The sequence below is a fragment of the Thalassovita aquimarina genome (genome assembly GCF_018219815.1).
GTDB lineage: Bacteria > Pseudomonadota > Alphaproteobacteria > Rhodobacterales > Rhodobacteraceae > Thalassobius > Thalassobius aquimarinus.
The window spans coordinates 119134-135042 of the sequence record NZ_JADMKU010000002.1; the positions used below are offsets into that span (position 1 = coordinate 119134).

At 62.6% G+C, this 15909-nt stretch carries 14 protein-coding genes; 4 read left to right on the plus strand and 10 right to left on the minus strand.

From position 1 onward, the window contains the following. Positions 1-24: 24 nt before the first annotated feature. From IT775_RS03080 to IT775_RS03095, 4 genes are all read right to left on the minus strand, one after another. On the minus strand, positions 25-807 hold the full coding sequence (locus tag IT775_RS03080) for a hypothetical protein (protein WP_212699614.1): 783 nt from the start codon (positions 805-807) through the stop codon (positions 25-27). Positions 808-1011: 204 nt separating this feature from the next. Beyond that, the gene (locus tag IT775_RS03085) at positions 1012-2523 is read right to left on the minus strand and encodes a calcium-binding protein (RefSeq protein ID WP_212699615.1); all 1512 of its coding nucleotides are present in this window, start codon (positions 2521-2523) and stop codon (positions 1012-1014) included. Positions 2524-2631: 108 nt separating this feature from the next. Beyond that, positions 2632-5547 (minus strand): calcium-binding protein, encoded by a 2916-nt coding sequence (locus IT775_RS03090; protein WP_212699616.1) that lies wholly within the window; start codon positions 5545-5547, stop codon positions 2632-2634. A gap of 143 nt (positions 5548-5690) precedes the next feature. Next, the gene (locus tag IT775_RS03095) at positions 5691-6701 is read right to left on the minus strand and encodes a glycosyltransferase (RefSeq protein ID WP_343231103.1); all 1011 of its coding nucleotides are present in this window, start codon (positions 6699-6701) and stop codon (positions 5691-5693) included. Between the two features lie 385 nt (positions 6702-7086). Here IT775_RS03095 and IT775_RS03100 point away from each other — a divergent pair, with 385 nt between their 5' ends. From IT775_RS03100 to IT775_RS03110, 3 genes are all read left to right on the plus strand, one after another. Then, complete coding sequence (locus IT775_RS03100) at positions 7087-8484, plus strand: aminotransferase family protein (RefSeq protein ID WP_212699618.1); 1398 nt, start codon at positions 7087-7089, stop codon at positions 8482-8484. Between the two features lie 266 nt (positions 8485-8750). Continuing rightward, positions 8751-9101 (plus strand): hypothetical protein, encoded by a 351-nt coding sequence (locus IT775_RS03105; protein WP_212699619.1) that lies wholly within the window; start codon positions 8751-8753, stop codon positions 9099-9101. A gap of 103 nt (positions 9102-9204) precedes the next feature. Continuing rightward, positions 9205-9765: a HupE/UreJ family protein gene (locus IT775_RS03110; RefSeq protein ID WP_212699620.1), complete on the plus strand. Its 561-nt coding sequence runs from the start codon at positions 9205-9207 to the stop codon at positions 9763-9765. A 43-nt stretch (positions 9766-9808) separates the two neighbouring features. Here the strand turns inward: IT775_RS03110 and IT775_RS03115 are convergent, their stop codons facing one another. From IT775_RS03115 to IT775_RS03125, 3 genes are all read right to left on the minus strand, one after another. After that, on the minus strand, positions 9809-10840 hold the full coding sequence (locus IT775_RS03115) for a permease (RefSeq protein ID WP_212699621.1): 1032 nt from the start codon (positions 10838-10840) through the stop codon (positions 9809-9811). Next, complete coding sequence (locus IT775_RS03120; protein WP_212699622.1) at positions 10833-11144, minus strand: ArsR/SmtB family transcription factor; 312 nt, start codon at positions 11142-11144, stop codon at positions 10833-10835. The genes IT775_RS03115 and IT775_RS03120 overlap by 8 nt, the downstream gene beginning before the upstream one ends. 95 nt (positions 11145-11239) lie before the next feature. After that, positions 11240-12130 (minus strand): ketopantoate reductase family protein, encoded by an 891-nt coding sequence (locus IT775_RS03125; RefSeq protein WP_246525277.1) that lies wholly within the window; start codon positions 12128-12130, stop codon positions 11240-11242. A gap of 109 nt (positions 12131-12239) precedes the next feature. Between IT775_RS03125 and pdxR the strand changes: the two genes are divergently transcribed. Continuing rightward, positions 12240-13694, plus strand: coding sequence for a MocR-like pyridoxine biosynthesis transcription factor PdxR (pdxR, locus tag IT775_RS03130; protein WP_212699623.1), 1455 nt, complete (start codon positions 12240-12242; stop codon positions 13692-13694). 16 nt (positions 13695-13710) lie between these two features. Here pdxR and IT775_RS03135 read toward each other — a convergent pair whose 3' ends face one another. From IT775_RS03135 to IT775_RS03145, 3 genes are all read right to left on the minus strand, one after another. Then, positions 13711-14676 (minus strand): homocysteine S-methyltransferase family protein, encoded by a 966-nt coding sequence (locus IT775_RS03135; protein WP_212699624.1) that lies wholly within the window; start codon positions 14674-14676, stop codon positions 13711-13713. A gap of 301 nt (positions 14677-14977) precedes the next feature. Next, the gene (locus IT775_RS03140) at positions 14978-15625 is read right to left on the minus strand and encodes a DUF1523 family protein (protein WP_212699625.1); all 648 of its coding nucleotides are present in this window, start codon (positions 15623-15625) and stop codon (positions 14978-14980) included. Between the two features lie 12 nt (positions 15626-15637). Further along, complete coding sequence (locus tag IT775_RS03145; protein WP_212699626.1) at positions 15638-15904, minus strand: hypothetical protein; 267 nt, start codon at positions 15902-15904, stop codon at positions 15638-15640. Positions 15905-15909 lie beyond the last annotated feature (5 nt).

A 15909-nucleotide genomic window follows, 5' to 3' on the forward strand; every position in this document is an offset into this window, starting at 1 on the left:
CGGGCTGACCGTTTTGCACCCCTCTCAGGGATTGCCGATCAGCTCGGACCTCTGCCTGCACCGGTCGACGATACTGCGAAGCGCCTGCCGGTCTGCGGCCATTTTTCCCAGTGTGTCGAAATAGCGGTTCAGCCTCCGCCGGGCGCGCATATGGCGATGGAATTCAGGTTCCGAGAACCGGTCCTGGATGAAGGCATCCACGATCGGACCGAGCACCTGCATGTTGCGCAGGTGCTCGGTCGTGCGATGACGCAGGAAGGGCGTGTTCAGCACGATGATGTTATCGCGCATGATCCGTTCGATATGTTTCCAGTCGGGGCTGAACCAGCGGTCCACGAGGACAAAAACCCGTTCCGCGCGATCGAATTTGCCTTTCGCATCGCCATAGGGTCCGGTGAAGTCGAACGGCAGCGCCGGTTCAAAGCGGTTTTCCCAAGGCACCTTGCGACGATCGAGCGTGCTTTGCGGATTTAATGCGATCACGTCATGGGCCCCGACGAGGTCGGCAAAAGCGAGTGCCCCGAATCCGCCCATCGAGCCGCCGTAGGTGATCACCCGCCGGAACCGAGCAAAGAACTCTTCAAGCCGCGCCAGCGCCTCGGGCAGGTCCGGACGCGCGTACCAGTCGGCGAACTTGGGCTTCACGCAAAGGCAGGAAACGCGGTGCTTGCGCAGGGCCTCGGCGCCCCAGCCGCTGCGAAATTTCTTGGGGCGTTGCCCCGGTGGTTCGGCTGACTCGAAGGTGACGAAAAGCCTGTCATGGTCAAAGACATGAGCCTCAAGAAAATAGTTCTCGGTCTCGAGCACGAAATCGACGCAAATATCGCAGTCAAACCCTTGTATAATTGCGGAAATTTCCTGAAGCACACCTGCCCCGATCCATTGGCACCGATCGCCGGCACCGTACCGGCCGCAAGCTATCAGTCGATTCCGGCAGGTTCAATCGGCAGGTTTAGAGACCAAAAAGGGCGGCCAGAAGGCCGCCCTTTTCACCCTGCCCTACCGACGGGATCAGACCAGAAGGATATCCGCATCGAGCCCGGCGGTGGAACTCAGCCCCGACAGCAGGATCGACTGACCGGCCCCGAAATCGAACAACACCCCGTCTACGGTAACGCTGGCATAGTCCGAAACGACCTGTGCAGCGGTAAGACCGCCGCCCCAGAGATCCTGTTCCAATTCCAACACGTCCGTGCCGGTTTCGAAATCAGCGATCGTGTCGGACGAGATCACGGAACCGAAGACGAAGGTATCCGCCCCCGCCCCGCCGTTGATCGTATCCTGACCAAAATCGCCGCCTTGGGCGCTATCAAAATAGATATCGTCCCCGTTCCCCATGAAAATCCTGTCGCGGCCAAAGCCACCATGGATTTCATCGTTGCCGTCACCGCCAAAGATCGTGTCGAAGTTGCCACCGCCATCGATCAAGTCGGCCCCCTTGCGGCCAAAGATCAGGTCATTGCCGGCTTCGCCAAAGAAATCGTCATCGCCGTTGCCGCCCTGGATCGTGTCGTTGCCCAAGCCGCCACGGACCGTATCGCGGCCCAGATCGCCGCCCTGACCGTTGTCCTGATACAGGTCGTTGCCCTGATTGAGGAAGACCCGGTCGCGGCCGTTGCCGCCATTGACCGTGTCGTCGCCGCTGCCGCCATGGATGGTGTCGAACCCGTCGCCACCCAGGATCAGGTCGGCCCCCTTGCGGCCGAAGATCAGGTCGTTGCCCCATTGGCCGCGGAAATCGTCATTGCCGTTGCCGCCCTGGATCGTATCGTTGCCATAACCACCGAACACCGTATCGCGACCCAGATCGCCACCCTGGCCATTGTCCTGATACAGGTCGTTGCCCTGGTTCAGGAACGCGCGGTCGCGACCGTTGCCGCCATTGACCGTGTCGTCGCCGGCTCCGCCATGGATGGTGTCGAATCCGTTGCCGCCGAAGATTGTGTCAAGTCCGCCATCGCCACGGATCAGGTCGTTGCCGTCATCGCCGGTCAGTTCATCGTTGCCGAGACCGCCATTGATCGTGTCATTGCTGCTGGCCCCCGCAAGGTTATCGCCGAAATCGGACCCGGTGATGGTGATCGGTGCGGTCACAAAGGGCAACAGGTTGGTCCAGGCATCATCCTGGTTAACCCCGGCGGAAGCGCCGCTGGCATCCGCGTTGAGCGGTGTCGAGGCGTTGATCAGCGCTGCCAGCGGGGCGATATTGCCATCGAAATCCAAGCTGTCTAGAGCAATGACAAAATCCGTTGCCGCCCAGGAAATATCGCTGATCGATCCTTGAACCACGCCGCCCTGGCTGAAGCTGAATCCGGTTATGGTGCCCGCGGTCACCTCGTCCGCGATCGGGTCGTAATAGAAACCGCTGCCCGAGATCGTCACGGTGAAGCCCGTCGCGCTGTTGTAGACGACGATCTGGGTCGAGGTTAGGCTGGTGATCTCGGTATCATCCATCGTGCCTGAAGCATTGAAGAAACCCTGTTCGAAGAAATAGCTGTTGGTGCCGCTGAACGTGAAAAGCATTAGTGTCCCCTTGCAGGCCCCAAGCATGTCCACGCTATGCATCGGGGCTTTGTATCTAGTCGTCGAATAAGAGAGGCACGCCTCAAACGGGGCGTGGCTCGAGCTTTATCAAATCAGGATTATGTCATCCGCGAGATTGGCCATGTCGCTAAGCCCGAGGAGCATAATGCTCCGGCCCAACCCGAAATCTATTAAGATTCCACCCGCGACATCCTTCCCATAAGACTCCACAACTCCTGCAGGGGTTAGCCTGCCTCCCCAAAGGCCTTCGGTCAAGACAAGTCGATCGACCCCAACTTCGAAATCGGTGATCACGTCGGCCGAGAGCGTGTCATGAAAAACGAATCGATCGGCACCCGAACCACCGGTGATAGTATCGCGACCCAGATTGCCGGTTTGAGCGGTATCGGCATAGACATCGTCACCCTTTCCCAGACGGATGATGTCGCGCCCGTTGCCGCCAAGGACTAGGTCGTCACCATCGCCCGCATCGATGAAATCAAAGTCATCGCCGCCATAGACACTGTCATTTCCCAGACGGGCAAAAATTGTGTCATCGCCCCATTGGCCGTAGAATACGTCATCGCCGTTACCGCCCTCGATCGTGTCGTTGCCATAGCCACCAAAGACCGTGTCGCGGCCCAGTGCGCCGCCCTGGGCATTGTCAGCGAACAGGTCATCACCGGGATTGAGGTAAATCCGGTCGCGGCCATTGCCGCCAAAGACGGTGTCATCGCCCGCGCCGCCATGAATGGTGTCGAACTGGTCGCCGCCGAAGATCTGGTCATTGCCCAGACGGGCGTGGATCAGGTCATCGCCCCATTGGCCGAAGAAGACATCATCGCCGTTGCCGCCCTGGATCGTGTCGTTGCCATAGCCGCCAAAGACCGTGTCGCGGCCTAGTGTGCCGCCCTGGGCATTGTCCGCGAACAGGTCGTCACCGGGATTGAGGTAAACCCGGTCGCGGCCATTGCCGCCAAAGACGGTGTCATCGCCCGCGCCGCCATGAATGGTGTCGGAGTTGTCGCCGCCGAAGATCCGGTCATTTCCGTCGCCGCCGAAAATCTGGTCCTGGCCGTCCTCGCCGAAAAACCAATCATCTCCACCGCTGCCATCGAAGCTGTCGTCACCAGCGCCACCATAGACCGTGTCGCTGCCATAGGCGCCATCCTGGTTCTTGTCGACGAACAGGTCGTCACCCCCATCGAGGAATACCAGGTCACGCCCGTTGCCGCCTTCCACCGTATCCCGTCCGGCCCCGGCATGGATCGTGTCTGCCTGACTGCCGCCCGAGGCAACGTCGTCATCGGCACCGAGATAGATCAGATCGCGGCCCTGGCCGCCGTACACGGTATCCTGTCCGGCTCCGGCCTCGATGCTGTCATTTCCCTCTCCACCGTCCAGTTCATCCGCCCCGGCCAGACCGCGCAGGAAATCGTTGCCGCCCAGCCCCATTATAAAATCCGATCCGTCGTGGCCGTTCAGATCATCATCGCGTTCGCTTCCATAATGTTCTTGGCGCAGCACCAGCGGCGGGCGGTCGGTGTCCCAGACAAGCCCGGTGGCGATCCCGGCCAAGTCAAACGCCCCGCCTCCGGCACTGTAGAGCGCCAGTTCTTCTCCGCGGAACGTCAGCAGCGCCCCCCAGGGCCGGGACGAAACGGTAATCTGGCCAGCGCCGTAGAGCATCGGGATCAGCGACAGGTCAAGCCGATCCTCTGACGGGTTGAAATCCGTTATCACGTCGCGTTCCCCGTCGGCCACCAACAGGAAATGATCGGCCCCCGCTCCGCCCTCCAGCGTATCCTGTCCCGCGCCGTCGCGCAGGAGGTCGTCGCACGCCTCGCCCTGCAATCGGTCCGCCCCCGGCCCGCCCATGACCAGATCGTCGCCCGGTCCTGCGCGCAACACCCCGCTTGCCTCGGCCTGAAACAACTGCCCCTGCCCTGACAGATCCGCTTGGAGTTGGGTGAAACCAACCTGATCGTGACTGCTCAGCAACAGCTGCAGGTCGCCATTGGCGATCGCGGCTGACAGCGTTGCCACCGAACCCAGCGGAGCCTCCACCGCGCTGGCCAGACTGTGCAGATGCACCAGCTGCCCGCCCGGCAACAGGGCAAACAGACTGATCCCGCCATCCCCGCCCGCCACGGCGACATAGGTCCAATCGCCGTTCTGCACCACCTGCAAGGCGGTGACTTGGCCGAAACGGGTAGCCTGGGAATCGAGGATGTGATCGGTAACCCTGATCTGGCCAGCGGCGGAAATCTCCATCACGCTGAGCGCTGCGCCGCTGCCATTCTGCGCCGCCGACGCCACAAGTGCATACCCCCGTCCGGCCACCATCACGGTCGCCAACGCCACCGGCGTGTCGAACAGGCCCAGCCCACTGTCCCACCCCTTGCCGTCGCGCTGCACCAACTGGCCGTTTCCGGCGATTTCGAACACCGAGATACCGGGATCCGCCCGGCACAGCGAGACCAGATAGTCCTGCCCGGCCAGGGTGAGCCGGGACAGGCCGGCGGGAACGGCAAAAAAGCTGTGCGCCCCGTCTTGGATCACCGGACCGGACCGGTAGCCCGCGCCATCTGACAGGTAAGAGCGCAGCGCGCCATCGTTTCCCGCCGCAAAAAGAAACCCCTCAGCGTCCAGGTAACGCGGCCCCGGCACCGCGCCAAGACCGTCGCCGGACAGGCTGTAGCGGGCACCTATTCCGGCTTCCCCCAACAGGTAGCCAAGCAGCCGGTCGCCGCCATCCTTCGCCACCGCCACGAAAGTGCCCTCGGCGCCGTCAAGAACGGTGAGCGGAACCGCCTCGGCCGAGGACAGCGTGACGGGAAGAACCTGACTGTCGAGCAGCCAAGCCATGCCAGCGCCGTCAAAACGCAGCGCCAGAAGCCCGCCTTCCACGCCGGAGCGCGCCAGAACCAACGGTCCCGACGCCAGATCGACCACTACCGCCCGGTCCAGCCCGGTGCCCAGGACACCAAGCCCCCCACCCACAACGCCGCTATAGGACAGCATCGCCACCCCCTACACTTCACATCATTGACGGGGATGCCGGATCGGCAGGGAACCGCAAGGCCGTCAAGGAGGCCAAGTCGGGGCGTTTAGAAGTAATTCGAGACGCTTTTTATCAAACGCCGCTCTTGCAGCGCCGGAAAAGCTTACGTGCGATGCGGTTCGCCAGACGCCAGTTTCAACACCTGCGCATGACTAAGCCGGGTGTCTTCGCGCAAAGCATCCAGCAAGGCCCGGCGCAGCAGGCGGTTGTAGCGAGGCCGGTCCGCCCCATAACGGCTGCCGGCCAATGCCCATTTCACCGCCAGCGCCGGCACCATCAGCCAGAACAGCGGGCCGGCGGCGCGGTGATACATCATCAGCCCGTTCCGATAAGTATAGTAAACCTTCCAGAGCGGCCTGAAGACGCGCTTTCGGTCATTTTCAAAGGTCGAACAGTCGTGTTCGAACCGCAGGCCGGGATCGAAAGCGATCCGGAACCCCGCCTTGCGCAGACCAAGCGTATAGATGACGTCATCGCCATAAAGGAACAGATGCCCGTCCGGCAGCCCGACCGTCTGGACCATGCGGCGGGACATGAACAATCCGACGAAGGACGTCAGGTCGATCTCGGTCGTGTGTTCTGCGTCGTAGGCCCTGTAGGGAATGTGAAAACCGTCCCGCGCACCCCGCCCGGTCAGAACCTGCCAGAGGGTGCGCAGGAACGCCCGCGGGTGCCAGAAGGGATTGATTGACGGGCGGTTCATCTCGCAGACCGCGCCATCCGGAAAATAGACCGCCGCGGCCAGTGCCAGGTCGTCCTGCCGGGGGACAGCCTGGAAACTTGCCAGCGCATCGGGACAGGGCCGGGCATCGTCATCCATGACCACCAGCCAGTCGGGATCGAACCGTTCCATCGCCCTGCGCATGCCGGTTTCGAACCCCCCCGCCCCACCGAGGTTGGTATCGCTTCGAATGATATCGAGCCGCGGATTCCGCTGCGCGGCCAGCCAATCCGCAGTGCCATCACTGCTGCAATTGTCGACCACAACGACGGCTTGCAGACAGGAGGCGGGTGCTTCCAGAAGACGCTGCACGGTCACCTGCAACTGCGCCAAACGGTTATGGGTGACCACCACGGCAACAAGCCGTCCTGCCCCGCTTTTCTCCTCTGTCACCCGGTTCTCCATGACTGAAACTTCCGCATCGCAGAAGTCATAAATGCGCTGTGATGTCAAACACTGGCTGGGGAACGCCCCTGCAAGGCTGCGCCTGGTTCGCGCATGGCGCCGCGCCCAACATCAAGACCGCAATCAGTTTGATATCGACCGACGGATAGCCATCGACCGGACGATCCGGGCCATGCGCCGCATCGCCGCCGATCGTATCAACCGACGGGACTGCCACCGGAAACGTTGCCAAAATCGCAGGCCTTCGTTTTGGACTTAAAAGTGACCCGCAACTGGCGCTATCAAAATCCCCCGCATCGCGTGTGAAATGGTTTCAAACGCGCAGGTGCGAATCCGCCCGCGCCTCACCCCGTGACAGATGGAGTTCCCGATCATGGACGGCAAATTCGAAAATGACATTCAGGCGGTGGTGGATGCCGACCGCGCCCATGTCTGGCACCACCTGGTGCAGCACAAACCCTTTGAAACCGGTGAACCGCGCATCATCGTCGAAGGCAAGGGAATGAAGGTCTGGGACCAGAAGGGTAAGGAATACATCGATGCGGTGTCCGGCGCGGTCTGGACCGTCAATGTCGGCTATGGCCGCGAAAGCATCGCCGACGCGGTGCGCGACCAGCTGGTCAAGATGAACTATTTCGCCGGCGCAGCGGGCAACGTGCCGGGCGCCGAATTCGCCGAGAAGCTGATCGAGAAGATGCCGGGCATGTCCCGCGTCTACTACTGCAACTCGGGGTCCGAGGCGAACGAGAAAGCCTTCAAGATGGTGCGCCAGATCGCGCACAAGAAATACGGCGGCAAGAAAAACAAGATCCTCTACCGCGACCGCGATTACCACGGCGGCACGCTGGCCACGATGTCGGCGGGCGGGCAGGACGAACGCAACATGCAATACGGCCCCTTCGCGCCCGGTTTCGTGCGCGTCCCCCACTGCATGGAATACCGCAAGGAAGAACTGGGGCTTGGCCACCTGTCGGGGCGCGACTTCGGCATCGCCGCGGCCAACCTGATCGAAGACGTGATCCTACGCGAAGGCCCCGAAACCGTCGGCGCGCTCTGCCTGGAACCGGTGACAGCGGGCGGCGGCGTGATCACTCCGCCGGAAGGGTACTGGGACCGGGTGCAGGAGATCTGCCGCAAGTACGATATCCTGCTGCATATCGACGAAGTGGTCTGCGGCATCGGCCGCACCGGCACCGAATGGTTCGGCTACCAGCATTACGGGATCAAGCCCGACTTCGTGACGATGGCCAAGGGCGTGGCCTCGGGCTATGCGGCGATCGCCTGCTGCGTGACCTCCGAGGCGGTGTTCGAGATGTTCAAGTCCGATCCCTCCGACAAGATGGACCATTTCCGCGACATCTCGACCTTCGGCGGCTGCACCGCCGGCCCGGCGGCGGCGCTGGAAAACATGCGCATCATCGAGGATGAGGGCCTGCTGGAAAACTGTTCCAAGATGGGTGAACGCTTCATGGACAACCTGAAAGCGCTGATGGAGAAGCACGAGGTCATCGGCGACGTGCGCGGCAAGGGATTGTTCCTGGGCGCCGAGTTGGTCAAGGACCGCGAAAGCAAGGAACCGGTGTCGGAGGCCGATATCGCCGCAGTGGTCGGTGAATGCGGCGCCCTGGGCGTGATCATCGGCGCGTCGAACCGGTCGATCCCGGAACGCAACAACGTTCTGTGCTTCTCGCCCGCGCTGATCGTCACGCCGCAGGAGGTGGACGCGATCACCGACGCGGTGGACAAGGCGCTGACCAAGGTGTTCGGCTGAGAGCGGGGATGAGGGGCGCTGCCACTCTGCGTTGAAAATCCTGCGGGTTTCCAACGCATTCACCCCGGGATATTTGTGAAAAGAAGAAGGGCGGGCCGGTGTGTTTCTGTCTGCCCTTTCTTTATTCGTTTAACGCGAGGCGTAGCCAAAAATACGCCCTTGAGTAGGCAGCAAATACACACCATCTTACCAGGATGTGGGAGCGTTTTGCATCTTGGCTCGGGGAACGGTTCGGACCCGAGAGGGGCCTTTCGGTCTATGTGCTCATGCGCGAATACGTTCCGCTTGTGATCGGAATCATCGGCTCCGCTCTGGTCGTATGGGGCATCGTGAGTTTCTTCATCATCGAACCCAACCGACATGCCGGTTACGAAAAAGCGGTTGTGAAATCTGTCCTGCCCCGGCCGTCAACGAGCGGATCGCAAAAATGGGTACTGGAAGTGACGCTGGCATCCGGCGGGACCGTGTTATTGGGCGCGCGCGAAAGCGGCTCGTTGATGGGTATCGCGGAAAGTGTCTGCGTCGAAAAGCGGGTCAGTCTGACATCCGATCGGAGTTGGTACAAACTGGTTCCGAATAAGAATTGCGCGCCGGAGGGCGAAACCGCCCAGGAGTGAGGCAGAGGCAAGCGCTTTTCCCTTGTGGCGAATGCCGCCCCATGGTTGTTTCCGCTCAGGCATGATCCACACAGGGATGCCGGTTGACCAAATGAGGGACCTCATGAAACGACTGATCTTTATTCCTGCCGTCTTGGCCGCGACGCCCGCGCTGGCGCATCTCGATCCCGATACCCACGGATCGGTGGCCGCTGGCCTGTCGCATCCGCTGTTCGGGCTGGACCATGTCCTAGCCATGGTCGTCGTCGGCCTGTGGGCGGCCCAGATCGGCGGCCGCGCGATCTGGGCGGTTCCGGCAAGCTTCGTCAGCGTGATGGTGGTCGGTTTCGGACTGGCCCTCGCAGGCGTTCCGCTGCCGATGGTGGAACCGATGGTCCTGGCCTCTTCGGTGGCGCTTGGGCTGCTGGTCACCATGGCGGTGCGGCCCGAACCGAAGATCGCGGCGGTGGTTGTCGGCCTGTTCGCGCTGTTTCACGGCCATGCCCATGGCGGCGAGCTCGGCTCGGCCGAGGCGGCGACCTTCGGGATCGGATTTGCATTTGCCACGGCGGCGCTGCACGGAATCGGTGCCGGGGTTGGCCTGCTGCTGAAAAGCCAGCAAAAGGCGCTGCGCATCCTGGGCGGCGGCACCGCCCTGGCCGGGCTGATGATCGCCTTCGCCTGATCGGATACGGGTCGGGGCGCCCTGCAGCGCCCCTCTCCAGGTCTCAAACCAGCTGGAACAGCACCCCAGCGATGATCGCGCCGCCAATGCCCAGCCCAAGATAGGCTGCGAAGACCCGCGGTTTCACCAGCGACCACACCGCCGCCATCGCCGGGATAGAGCTGACCGCCCCGGCGATCATGAAGGCCATCGCCGCCCCCGCCGTCATCCCCTGGTCCATAAGCCCCGCCAGCAGCGGCGGCGCGACATAGGAATTCAGGTACGCGGGCATGCCGACCAGCGCCGCGATGACGATCGGCAGCACCCCTTCGCCACCCACCGCGCGGGCGATCAGATCGGCGGGCACGTAGTTGACCAGCAAAGCCTCCAGAACATAGGCCAGCGCCAGCCATTTCAGCAGGAACAGCCCGTTGGAAATGAATTCCTCGCGGAACCGTACCCGGCGCTCGGATTCCTGCCAGAAGCGCCAATGCGGTTTGCCGTCCAGCTTCGGCCCGCTGCAGGAACAGCAGCCGGAGCTTTTGCGCGGCTTCAGCGGGTCGGCGAAGGCGCCCTGCCCGATCAGCCCCTTGACCACGAAACCGCCGAACAGGCCAAGCACCACAGCGAACACCGCCTTGCCGATGGCGAAATCCCAGCCCAGGGCACCGGCGGTGATCAGCAGGGTCGGCGGGTCGATCAGTGGCGAGCTGAGCCAGAAGGCCATTACGGCAGAGAGCGGCGCGCCAAGCGCCAGCAGACCGGCGATGAACGGGATCACCTCGCAGGAACAGAACGGCGCCAGCCCGCCGAACAGCGCGGCCAGCAGGATCATCCGCACCTCGCGCCCCTCGAAGACGCGGGCGACCATGACCTCGGCCCCGGTGGCATTGAGATAGGCCAGCAGCAGCACCGCGAAGAGGATGTATTGCCCGGTATGGGCCAAGGCCCTGGCGGCGAAGACGATCACCGTGGTCAGGTTGCCAGGATCGAGGATCGCCACCGCCGCGATCAGGGCGACTATCACCGCCCAGGGCGTTTTCAGGACGTCGGCCGGTTTCCAGTTGCGGCCGGGGTTTTGCGTCAGATCAGCCATCGTTCGCCGCCTTTCCGTTCATGTCAACACAGCATTCGCAGAGGATGAAATTCGCCAGTTCCTTCAATTCGTCGAAACAGGCGCGGTTGATCGTGCTGCGTCCGACCTTTTCCTGTTCGACCAGCCCGCCGGCGGCGAGGAATTTCAGGTGGTGCGCCAGGGTCGAGGGCGCGATTCCGGTGCGTTGCTGGATGTCGCCGACGGTCAGGCCGGGTTCGCCCGCACGCACGAGGATGTTGAGCACTTGCAGGCGCGCCTCCGACCCCATGGCGGAAAATCCGTTGGCCGCTTCTTCCCAGTTCATTGGCTTGGCCTTTCGATTGATTCGATATAACTAGTTTTATAGTTATGTTAGCCAGCCCGTCAAGTAGTGCGCCGAAACCGGGGGTCAGCGCGATCTTAGTCCAGCTTCGATTCAGCCAGTTTCACCAGCGCCGTCAGGGTCTTGTTGATCGGGGTCGGCACGCCCAGTTCGCGGCCCTTGCACACGATTTCGCCATTCAGGTAATCGATTTCGGTCATCCGCCCGCGCCGCAGGTCCTGCGCGGTCGAGGAATATTGCCCCGGCATCGCCTTCGCGATTCCCCGCACGTTATCGAGCAATCCGCCCGGCAGGGTGACGCCCGCCGCGTCGGCCACCGCGCGGCATTCGGCGACGATGTCTTCCAGCAGGCCGGGAATGCCATCCTGCGCCACCAGCGCGCCATAGGGCATGTCGGCCACCGCCGACAGCGCGTTATAGGCGCAGTTGAGGATCAGCTTGACCCATTGCGCCGCGACGATGTCGGGCGACACCACGGTTTCCACACCGGCAGCATTCAAAATCTCGGCGGCGGCATCGCTGCCCGGCCCGCCGATCGCCAGGTCGCCGCGCCCTTCGTGGCGCACTACGCCCGGCCCCGCCATCGCCGCCGCGACATAGACCACCGTGGGGATCACCGGGCGCCCCGTCACCTGTTGCAGCCGTTCGGGATTGCTGACACCGTTTTGCAGGCTCAAGAGCAGCGTGCCCTCGGACAGGGACGGCGCGATCTGGCGGCCCGCCTCCTCGGTATCGCTGGATTTCACGCAGAACAGGACCATACCGGCACCGGCGATGGTGGCGGGATCCTCGCTCGCCTCGACCGCGATCACGTGCCGTTCACCGGCCATTTCAAGGATCAGCCCGTTGGCGCGCACCGCCTCGACCAGCGGCGCGCGGCCGATCAGCACCACGTCATACCCGGCCCGCGCCAGCATCGCGCCGTAGTAGCACCCGACCGCACCAGCCCCCATCACCGCAATTTTCATGTCCGATCCCCTGTTTTCCGATCCGGCGCCACCCTGCCGCAAACCGGGACCCGGCTGCAAGCCGATAAGGCCAGTTTACGCCCGCATTAATACCAGATATTCTGTTCCGATGACGATCCCCGTTGAGACATTCTTCCTCGATCCGCAGGCGCAGGGCACATTGCAGGCGCAGGTGCAGCAGATGATCTCTGCGGGCATCCTGTCGGGCCGGTTCCGGCGCGGCGAAAAGCTGCCTTCGACCCGGAAACTGGCGCAGCAGCTTGGGATCAGCCGGATCACCGTGACGCTGGCCTATACCGAGCTGGTGGCGAACGATTACCTGACATCGCGCGGGCGGTCGGGGTATTTCGTGTCCGACAACGCGCCGGAACCGATGCCGGAACGGTCCGAACCGGGCGGCGGTGTGCCGGTCGACTGGTCGCGCGCCATCGGGCAGCACTATACCTCGAATTTCGCGCTGGAACGGCCGCTGGACTGGTCCCGCTACCGCTATTCCTTCCTCTATGGGCAAACCGATCCGACGCTGTTCGATCACGCCCATTGGCGGCTTTGCGCCCTTCGTGCGCTTGGCCAGAAGGATTTCCAGGTGATGACGGCGGACCTCTATGATCAGGACGATCCGCAGCTGATCGAGTTCATCCTGCGCCACAGCCTGCCGCGCCGGGGCATCCACGCCCGCCCGTCCGAGGTATTGCTGACGCTGGGGGCGCAGAACGCGCTGTGGCTGACTTCGCAGGTACTGCTGAACCAACGGCGCCTGGCGGCGATCGAAAACCCCTGTTATCCGGCGCTGCGCGATATCCTGACCCAGTCGCGCTGCAGGCTGGCGCCAATCGACGTGGATGAAAACGGCTTGCCGCCCGAAGCGATCCCAGACGGAACCGACGTCATATTCACCACGCCGTCGCACCAATGCCCGACCTCGGCCACCATGCCGGTAGAGCGCCGCCGCCGGTTGCTGAGCCGGGCGCGTGACATGGGCGCGCTGATCGTCGAGGACGATTACGAATTCGAAATGTCCTTCCTCTCGCCCGCCTCGCCTGCCTTGAAATCGCTCGATGCGGATGGCCGGGTGATCTATGTCGGCAGCTTTTCCAAGTCGCTGTTTCCGGGGCTGCGGCTGGGATACCTGGTCGGGTCCGAACCTTTCATCCGCGAAGCCCGCGCCCTGCGCGCCAGCGTGCTGCGCCACCCGCCGGGGCATATCCAGCGTACCGCCGCCTATTTCCTCAGCCTCGGCCACTACGACGCGCAGATCAGGCGGATGAGCAAGGCACTGTCTGAACGGCGGGCGGTGATGGAACAGGCAATCCGGCAGCACGGATTGGAAATCGCCGGAACCACGTCCTTTGGCGGGTCGTCCCTGTGGATGCGCGCGCCGGACGGGACCGACATGGCGGAGGTTGCCGCCAGACTGCGACAGCAGGGGGTCCTGTTCGAGGCGGGCGAACGGTTCTTCAACGGGCCGGATGCCCCGAAGAATTATTACCGGCTGGCCTATTCCTCGATCCCGGCGGAACGGATCGCCGAGGGGATCAGGTTGATTGCCGACGCGTTGGGTTGATGGCGAAGAAGAGGTTTCAGGCGGACACGGTTTCAGCACGCGCCATGCGAACATAATGGGCGATCCGGTCGAAATGCTTGTCCCATGTTCCGCAGCAACCGCCCCACATGTCAATATCCGGATAGCGCCGCGCCAGGTCACCCATCATCCGGCCCAGCTCCTCTGGATCGCCTTCCTCGATATGATCGAGCCGGCACAGCGACACCTTGTCCATCTTCGCCGCGTTGGGCCGCAGTGATCGAATGCGCCGCACCCAGTCGCCCGGTTCCAGCGCCGGTTCGAATTCCAACGGGTGCGAACAGTTGATGCCGTAGGAATCGGGCCGCGCCGCGCCGGCCTGTTCATCCGTGGCCTCGATCGCCTCTCTCAGGCTGGGCCCGGATTTGAGCTTGTGGCTGCTGTCGAGGGTGAAGGACATGTTCACCGGCAGGCCCGCCGTCGCCGCGGCCCGGCTGATCCCAACAGCCTCGGGAATGTTGTTGATGGTCGCGGCCCAGACCAGATCGACACCGCAGTCTTTCAGCGTATCCATCTGCGTCGCGTGGTAGTCCTCGGCCTCCTCCGCCGTGATGTCGCGGTTCAGCGAATAGGCATCGCCGCGCGGGCCGACGCAGCCGGCGATGGCGACCCGGGGCAGTTGATCCGCATAGGGCTTGGCGACATCGCGCAGGAAATCGATGCACTTGTGCTGCATCTCGCGCAGCCCTTCCGGCGAATAGCCGAGCTTGCGCCCCCAATCCGGGCTGGCGCGGTAATCGAACCCGGCCATCAGGGCCGCGAACCCATGTTTCGCCGCGACATCGAGATAGCGGCGATACATGTCCTGCATATCCGCAACCGCGGCGGGGTTGTCCATCAGTTCGAACATGGCGAATTCCCGAAGCTGGTAGCCGTGGCGATACATGACTTCGGTTTCGGTGCCGCCTTCGGAGAGATAGAGCAAACCTTCTTCACGGGGAAAAGTGGTGCGTTTTGCTGTCATGGGGCGCCTTCTTTTATTGCGAGGCAAGCGGCCTTGCCCGGAAGGAAGTAGCGTTATGGCCCGGGCATAGCCCCCGACAAATCCGGCATCGGGGGCCGGCGGCGCTGCGTCTTGGATCAAATAAAGTCTGTGCAGCAACAAATTTTCTGAAAATCATAATAGCAGATTATCGGGTACCCGGCTATGGCCCGGCCGGTCAGCCGACCCCGCGCGGCATCGGCCTTGCCCGGCACCTGCCGCGTTTGAGGCTTCGGCGATGCGGCAACCATCCCCGGCAAAAAGGGCCCCGAAGGGCCCCCGTTCACTTCTTCGATTTCCAGCTGCCCAGCCACCGGCCGAGCCGCCCGCGCTTTTCCGCGATCGAATCCGAGGCCGCGTCGTAGCTGTCCTCGAAATCCTCGAGAAGCGGATCGATCCGGTTGCGGCGGAACCGCCGCCAGCGCACCCAGATCGCCCAGACCAAGGCGAAGAAGATCGTCAGGATCACGATATTCAGCCACGGGATGATGGTGACGTCCGGCCCCGCGACCGGCTTGATCGACACCGCATTGGGAAAGATCGACAGGAATTCGTTGCGCCAGCCGTAATGCCTGACCTTCACCCATTCCGGTGCCGCCTTGGTCGAAATGGCATCGTTGGCCTCGGTATAGAGGTTCGCCGTGTCGAATTTGAAATAGGGCGGCCATCCCCAGCCGGTATCCTCGTTGCGATAGACGATCGCATCGCCATTCGGGCGCACCGCCTGGATGAACTGCACATCGCGGTTGATCAGCTCCACCGACTGATCGTCAGGCGTCGCCCAGAACATGCGGGTCCAGTCGTTCAGTTCCTGGCGCTCCTCGTAGGTATTCACGATCCGCACCACGTCGTGCTGCGGCAGCGTATAGTGGAAGAATGCCGCCACGATCAGCCAGAACGTGCCCAGAAACGCCCATTTGAAATAGACCATCATGGGTCCTCCTCAGTAAAAATTCACAAGATAGACGATCAGCCCGATCACGATCACCGGAATGATATAGACCAGCAGGATCAACCGGCGCCGCAGCGAATGAGAATAGGCCTCGAGCCCGTCATCGATGAAAGCGTCGCGATCGCCCTCGCGAATCTCTTCATCCCATTCGCGGGCCAGCTTGCGCTTGCGCACAGACCGAGACCAAAGCGACAGCGCCACGTAGACCACCGTCATGACGACGAAACAGATAACAACCAAACGCGCAAGTGCCAGCATCTTCG